Origin of the sequence: uncultured Flavonifractor sp. (assembly GCF_944383115.1) — a bacterium.
Lineage (GTDB): Bacteria > Bacillota > Clostridia > Oscillospirales > Oscillospiraceae > Flavonifractor.
In genome coordinates this window covers 1-6601 of sequence record NZ_CALWOJ010000102.1, presented here as the reverse complement: position 1 = coordinate 6601, position 6601 = coordinate 1, and the positions used below count along the sequence as shown (strand labels likewise).

Below are 6601 nucleotides of genomic sequence, written 5' to 3'. Positions count from 1 at the left end.
ATGTTGTCGTTGGGCATATTGGCCGCCTTGGCCTTGGCGATAACGGTGGCCAGGCGGGAGTTGTTGTTGGGGTCGCCGCTGCCGCCGGTCTTGACGGCCACGATCATCTCGCGGGCGATCTTGGTGAAGATCTGGGAGCGCTTGGCGTCGGCCGCGCCCTTGGTCTTCTGAATATTATGCCACTTGGAATGTCCTGACATTGGTACTCGTTCCCTTCTCGTCGAAAATCAGCGCAAATAGTTTATCACTTTTTCAGCTGCTTGACAACCCCTCACAGGTAAGAAAAGACCTCTTTATGGCGCTGAGTGGTGTATACCTCCACTTTGGGCAATCCATCGGCCAGCCATTTGGCCAGCACCGGTACCACCACCTGCTCGGTGGGATAATGGCCCGCGTCGATGAGGTTCAGTCCCAGGGCTTTGGCGTCCAAAAATCCGTTATACTTCACATCGGCGGTCACAAAGGTGTCGCAGCCCAGGGCAATGGCATCCTTCATCATATCCGAACAGGCTCCGCCCCCCACGGCTACCCGGCGCACCGGGCGGCGGGCATCCACAAACCGCACTCCGTTTGCACCCAACACTTCTTTTACGAAGGCAGCAAAGGCAGGGACATACATGGGTACCCCGGCGGTGTTGCCCACCCGACCGATGCCGTAGGGCCGCCCGGAGGAATCCACTCCGTCCTGCTTGAGCTGTTCGATGTTGGTCAGTCCCAGCCTCTGGGCCAAAGCGTCGTTAACCCCGCCGCTCACCGCATCCAGGTTGGTGTGGGCGCAAATGGCGGCGATGTTATACTCCACCAGGGAGAGCAGAATACGCCCGTCGGGGGTGGTGTCGGTCACTGACTTGGCGGGGAAAAAGATCACCGGATGGTGAGATACGATGAGCTGACAGCCCAGCTCTACCGCTTCGGACACCACTTCCTCCGTAATATCCAGACTCACCAGGATTTTGTCCACGGTCCGATCCCCCCGGCCCACCAGGAAGCCCGCGTTGTCAAAGTCCATCTGGAGGGAAAAGGGGGCCAGCCCATCCAGGTACTGATAGATCTCTCTTACTGTTGCCATGACAGCCACTCCTCTCGCAGTTCCAGCAGGCCCCGGTGGGCCCGCTCCATGTCCTCCAGACGCCCGGCGTCGGCGCTCCGGGTGGAACGTCGCAGCCCCTCCACCGCCCGTCCGGTCTGGTCGATCAGCCGGTTTAAGTATTCGCTCCGCAGAGGGGCGGCCTCCCCCCTGCTCTGCCGGCCCGCCCACAGCTCACCGGCGGTCAGCTCCGGCATGGGTCCGGACTGTACCTGGAAGGTGGTATAAATGGTATCCCCTTCCCGGGTCAGGATTTCCCGGGCAATGGTGTAGCCGTGTTGCTGGAGCCACAGCCGCAGCTGGGGCTGGGCGCTCATGGGCTGGAGCAGCAGCAGGCTGCCCTCACGCCACACCCAGGAAGCAGCGGACAGGATTGCGGCGATGGTCTCGCCACCCATACCGGCAATGGCGATGGTGTCTGCCTCTCCGGGGCGCACCCCCGCAAGGCCATCGCACAGCCGAAAGTCCATATGTTCTGTCAGACTGTACTTCTCCGCCGTAGCCCTGGCCCGCTCCAGAGGTCCCCGCCGCAGATCGCACGCCAGTGCATGGTCGATGATGCCTCTTTGGAGCAGCCATACCGGCAGATAGGCATGATCGGTACCAACATCGGCAAATTTTGCTCCCTTGGGTACCAGATCGGCCACCGAACGCAGCCGGGGCGTCAGTTCCATCAGTCGCATGACGTCACCTCCTACGAAAAAAGGAGCGGTTTGACCGCTCCTTTTTTGACCATGTTACTGAGCAGCGCCCACGCTGGCGTTGATCTTGGCCAGCAGCTCGTCCACGTCCACGCCGTGAACCATGCAGGCTTCCTCCACAGTCTCGCCCCGGGAAGAGGGGCAGCCCAGGCAGTGCATGCCGATGGACAGGAAAATGGGTGCGGTCTCAGGCGCGATGTCCAGGATATCGCCGATGATGGTATCTTTGGTGATCTGAGCCATAAAGGGAATACCTCCAAATTTCTAGGATATCGGTAGTATATCCGATTTTCCCCCTTTTTGCAAGAGAGAGTTGGTCAATCCGAAAAAATTCATGCCAAAAAAGCCAGGGCTTCCCGGATGTTGCGCACCTTGATGAGTTGGAGCCCATCGGGCACCTCCAGTTTGGCCCCAGTGCGCTGCGGTACCATGCACTTGGTAAAGCCCAGACGATGTACCTCACTGAGCCGCTGACTCAGGGCGTTTACCGACCGCAGCTCACCGGTGAGACCCACCTCCCCGATGGCAGCCAAATCTCCGGGAACCGGCCGGTCGCGGAAGCTGGAGGCTAGCGCCACTACCATTGCCAGATCGGCTGCAGGTTCGTCCAGGTTGAGGCCGCCGATGACGTTAATATAGGCGTCACAGGAACTGACCATCAGTCCGCCCCGCTTCTCCAGCACCGCCAGCAGCAGGTTGGCCCGGTTGAAGTCAAAGCCGTTACAGGTACGCCGGGGTACGTTGAAGCTGGTGGGGGCCAGCAGAGCCTGAACCTCCGCCAGCACCGGACGCACTCCTTCCATGACGCAGGTAACACAGGTGCCGGGGGTATCCTGGGGCCGGCCGGAAAGGAGCATTTCCGATGGATTTGGAACCTCAGTCAGTCCGCTATCCCCCATCTCGAACACGCCGATCTCGTTGGTGGCGCCAAAGCGATTCTTCGCCGCCCGAAGGATACGGTAGGAATTTTGCCCTTCTCCCTCAAAATAAAGGACGCAATCCACCATGTGTTCCAGCACCTTCGGGCCGGCAATAGAACCTTCTTTATTGACGTGGCCGATCACAAAAACGGTGATTCCCCGGCCCTTGGCTAGATTCATCAGAGCCATTGTGCAATCTTTCACCTGGCCAATGCTGCCGGGAGCGGCAGACAACTCGCCATTATACATGGTCTGTATGGAATCCACGATCAGTACATCCGGCCGGAGTTCATTCACCGCCTCTACAACATCATCCAGGTTGGTCTCTGCCAGCAGATAAAGTTCCCTGCCCTGGACGCCCAGACGCTCAGCCCGCAGTTTGATCTGCCGCTCCGATTCCTCGCCGGAGACATAGAGTACTTTGGCAAAACGGCACAGGTTCTGACATATCTGAAGCATGAGTGTGGATTTACCAATGCCGGGCGCGCCTCCTACCAGCACCAGGGAACCCTGGACGGCGCCACCGCCCAGCACCCGATCCAGCTCATTCATACCGGTCTGGAACCGCAATTCTTGGGTGGTCTCCACTTCATCCATCAGCCGGGGTTTGAGACTCCCCCGTCGTTCCCCGGCCGCCGGTGCGGCGGGGCCTCTTCGTTTCGTCTCGGCAGGCTGCTCCACAATGGTGTTCCACGCCTTGCAGGCAGGGCATTGCCCCGCCCATTTTGGAAGTTCGTTGCCGCATTCCGTACAGTAAAACATAGTCTTTGCTTTCATGGGTGGATGGTCCTCCCCTTCTTTTGTGGTATGGGTCTCCGGCGGGCGGAGATTAACCTCTCCCCTACGGGATGAAATTCTCCTCATATTGCAGCCACGCGCCCGCCAAAGCGGCGGCAAGCTGAATCTGATAGGCGTCTGAGCGCAGCTTTTCCTCCTCTTCCGGGTTGGACAAAAAACCGCACTCCACCAAAATGGCAGGGCATGAGATGTGACTCATTAAGTAAACGGTATCAGGTATGGGTTTTGCCTGCCGTTCATTGGCCGGATCCACCGACTGCCGCAGGATCTGCTGGGTGTGGACGGCAAATTCCTGACTGCCCGGTGTGGGCGCAAAAAACACCTGGGCCCCGTGGTATTTTGCGTTGGTAAACATGTTCTGATGAATACTCAGCAATACGGCATGCTCCGTCTCCTCCACCGCAGCCACCCGGTTCTTCAGATCGGAGCTTTTTTTCTCCCGCAGGGTGTCCGCCTCCGGATCGTGAAGCGAAACATCCTCCTGACGCAGCACCTTGGGCGCCCGTCCGCATAGCCCCAGGATAAGATCCAGCTTTTCAGTAATGGCCAAATTGATGGCGCTTTCCGGAACGCCGGTAATGGACACCGCGCCTCCATCTTCCCCGCCATGTCCGGCATCCAGAACCAGAGTAGGCCGCGGGTTTCTGGTGTTCATAGTCTGCACCGTCTGTCCCGGCCAGAGCGCCAGATAATATGCTGTAGACAACATCAGGACCCACAACAAGGCCCACCGTCCCACACGTTTCATACCGCTTCCCCCTTCTGAAAGGAGGATATGCCGGTCTCTCTCCCAATAGAAGAGCTGTGGATATTGTACCACGAAGCGGAACGCTTGTCCAAATTTCTGGTTGCCTTTTTGGCCTTGCCGCGCTAAGATGGAGACAACAACCGTGGAGGTGATCCCATTGGTCATTGATAAAATTGAAAACGCATCTCAATACTATGGTCTGGGCCACCGGTTTCAGCAGGCCCTGGAATGGCTGGCAAAGGTGGACCCAGATAGCCTGACCCCCGGCCAGCGGGTGGACATCGACGGCGACAATTTATACGCCACCCGGTTCGACGTGATCACAAAGTTCCCGTCGGACTGCAAACTGGAATGTCACCGGGACTATGCCGACATCCAGTATGTGGTGTCCGGAGCCGAGAAGATGGGCTACTCCCTGCCCGACGCATCTCTTACACAGCTGAGTGAGTATACCCCCGATATCCAGTTTTTTACCACCGACTGGGATACGCTCACGATCCGTCCCGGTACCTTCTATATTGTCTGGCCCCAGGATCTCCATGCGCCTCGGGTAGCGTTGGATGCACCCGCTTCCGTAAAGGTCATTGTTGCAAAGGTAAAATTGTCCTGACTCCAGGCCCCTGCCCAAGTAGGCAGGGGCCTTTTTACCGCGTTGTGCATAGGATAGAACGGACGGGGCTCCCGTCCCGTCCCAATCCATAAGAGGAGGGACACCCCTTGTATCCCGAGAACAACCAGCAGAACAATCCCGGCACCTGCGACGACAGCTGCGGCGTACTGCCTGAGTGCGCGCCTTTGGCCGTCCCCTATGTGCCGTTTCAGCAGAACAACCCTAAACGATATACCCAACAGGAGGCCCTGGCAAACGGCACCCTGTTCCCCGGCCTGAACCTGCCTTTCCAGATCAAAGCGGAAGCCGTCAAAGTGCTTGGCACCCAGATGGCGGAACTTCAGGCCCTTGAATTTATGCTTCTGGAACTGGGCCTTTATCTTGACACCCATCAGGACGATCAGGAAGCATTTGCACTCTTTCGCAAATACTCCAACCTGGAAGCGGAGGCGCGCAAAGCCTATGAAGCAAAGCATGGTCCTCTGACCCAGAGCGCCGCCGCCAATGCCGAGAGCTGGGCCGCATGGCTGGACGGCCCCTGGCCCTGGCAGCATGACACCGAAGGAGGGGCCAAGTAATGTTCCAATACGAGAAGAAGCTGCAATACCCCGTGCGCATCAAGACCCCCAACCCCAAGCTGGCCGCCTGGGTCATCAGCCAGTACGGCGGACCTGACGGCGAGCTGGGTGCCTCTCTGCGCTATCTGTCCCAGCGGTACGCCATGCCCTATCCCGAACTGAAGGGCCTGCTCACCGACATCGGTACCGAAGAACTGGGCCACCTGGAAATGATCGGTGCCATCGTCCATCAACTGACCCGGGGACTCACCCAGGAGCAGCTGAGAGAGGGTGGCTTCGCTCCCTATTTTGTGGACCACACCACCGGCATCTACCCCACAGCCGCCTCCGGCGCTCCCTGGAACGCCGCCGGTATCGGCGTCAAGGGAGATGTGATTGCCGACCTCACCGAGGACATGGCAGCTGAACAAAAAGCGCGGGTCACTTATGACAACATCCTGCGCCTCAGCGACGATCCCGACGTCAGCGACGTGATCCGCTTCCTGCGGGAGCGGGAGATCGTCCACTTCCAGCGCTTCGGCGAGGCGGTGCGCCTGGCCAAAGAAAAAATGGATCAGAAGAACGTCTATTTTACCAATCCCGCATTTGATGGCGTAAAACGATAAAAAAAGGCCGCCCCTAATGGGGCGGCCTTTCCTTTCAAACCATTAGTTCTGCTCGCCGCGCATACGAGCAAAACAATCGCTGCAATAAACAGGACGATCGGACTTGGGCTCAAAGGGCACCTTGGCCTCGCCGCCGCAAGCAGCGCAGGTGGCAGTGAAATACTCGCGGGGGCCGCGGGAAGCAGCCTTGCGGGCGTCGCGGCAGGCCTTGCAGCGCTGGGGCTCGTTCTGGAAGCCGCGCTCAGCGTAGAATTCCTGCTCACCAGCGGTGAACACGAACTCCTGGCCACATTCCTTACATACAAGAGTCTTGTCTTCGTACATGATGTTACCCTCTCTTTGCTTCTTTGCCCAGGTCCGGATGATCCATGTGCTGGGTCAGTTTAATATTGCGTTCAGCTATCGCTGATATCGCCGGATGATGTTTGCTGCGCCAGCTTGCGCCGGATGCGCTGCACAGCGTTGTCCACCGATTTGGGGGACTTATTTACCTCGGCTGCAATTTCGGAGTAGGACAAACCGTTCAGATACAACCGAAGTACGCTTGCCTCGAA

Annotated in this window: 10 protein-coding genes and 1 pseudogene; 3 read left to right on the top strand and 8 right to left on the bottom strand. The window is 58.3% G+C overall.

Annotated elements, in window-relative coordinates; translation table 11 throughout:
• The 6 genes and pseudogenes from Q0K43_RS09615 to Q0K43_RS09590 all read right to left on the bottom strand — a co-directional run.
• Positions 1–200: pseudogene (locus Q0K43_RS09615) on the bottom strand (YebC/PmpR family DNA-binding transcriptional regulator); the annotation flags it as partial.
• A 71-nt stretch (positions 201–271) separates the two neighbouring features.
• Positions 272–1069: a Nif3-like dinuclear metal center hexameric protein gene (locus tag Q0K43_RS09610; RefSeq protein WP_297290322.1), complete on the bottom strand. Its 798-nt coding sequence runs from the start codon at positions 1067–1069 to the stop codon at positions 272–274.
• On the bottom strand, positions 1057–1770 hold the full coding sequence (locus Q0K43_RS09605; protein WP_297290321.1) for a tRNA (adenine(22)-N(1))-methyltransferase: 714 nt from the start codon (positions 1768–1770) through the stop codon (positions 1057–1059). Before Q0K43_RS09605 ends, Q0K43_RS09610 begins: the two co-directional genes overlap by 13 nt.
• 54 nt (positions 1771–1824) lie before the next feature.
• Positions 1825–2031 carry a DUF1858 domain-containing protein gene (locus Q0K43_RS09600; protein ID WP_087188762.1) on the bottom strand — a complete coding sequence of 69 codons (207 nt, stop codon included), beginning with the start codon at positions 2029–2031 and terminating at the stop codon, positions 1825–1827.
• 89 nt (positions 2032–2120) lie between these two features.
• Complete coding sequence (gene radA, locus Q0K43_RS09595) at positions 2121–3485, bottom strand: DNA repair protein RadA (RefSeq protein ID WP_297290320.1); 1365 nt, start codon at positions 3483–3485, stop codon at positions 2121–2123.
• A gap of 64 nt (positions 3486–3549) precedes the next feature.
• A complete protein-coding gene (locus tag Q0K43_RS09590; RefSeq protein WP_297290319.1) occupies positions 3550–4254 on the bottom strand; it encodes an N-acetylmuramoyl-L-alanine amidase in 705 nt (234 codons plus the stop codon).
• 142 nt (positions 4255–4396) lie between these two features.
• On the opposite strand from Q0K43_RS09590, the gene Q0K43_RS09585 reads away from it, so the two are divergent.
• The 3 genes from Q0K43_RS09585 (at position 4397) to Q0K43_RS09575 (ending at position 6047) form a co-directional block, all read left to right on the top strand.
• On the top strand, positions 4397–4864 hold the full coding sequence (locus Q0K43_RS09585; RefSeq protein ID WP_297290318.1) for a YhcH/YjgK/YiaL family protein: 468 nt from the start codon (positions 4397–4399) through the stop codon (positions 4862–4864).
• Between the two features lie 107 nt (positions 4865–4971).
• On the top strand, positions 4972–5442 hold the full coding sequence (locus tag Q0K43_RS09580) for a spore coat protein CotJB (protein ID WP_297290317.1): 471 nt from the start codon (positions 4972–4974) through the stop codon (positions 5440–5442).
• A complete protein-coding gene (locus tag Q0K43_RS09575) occupies positions 5442–6047 on the top strand; it encodes a manganese catalase family protein (protein ID WP_297290316.1) in 606 nt (201 codons plus the stop codon). The genes Q0K43_RS09580 and Q0K43_RS09575 overlap by 1 nt, the downstream gene beginning before the upstream one ends.
• 42 nt (positions 6048–6089) lie before the next feature.
• Here the strand turns inward: Q0K43_RS09575 and Q0K43_RS09570 are convergent, their stop codons facing one another.
• Both Q0K43_RS09570 and Q0K43_RS09565 read right to left on the bottom strand, forming a co-directional pair.
• Positions 6090–6371, bottom strand: a complete 282-nt coding sequence (locus Q0K43_RS09570) for a zinc-ribbon domain containing protein (protein WP_204705998.1) — start codon at positions 6369–6371, stop codon at positions 6090–6092.
• A 71-nt stretch (positions 6372–6442) separates the two neighbouring features.
• A partial coding sequence (locus tag Q0K43_RS09565; RefSeq protein ID WP_297290324.1) for a sigma factor-like helix-turn-helix DNA-binding protein occupies positions 6443–6601 on the bottom strand: 159 nt, incomplete at its 5' end.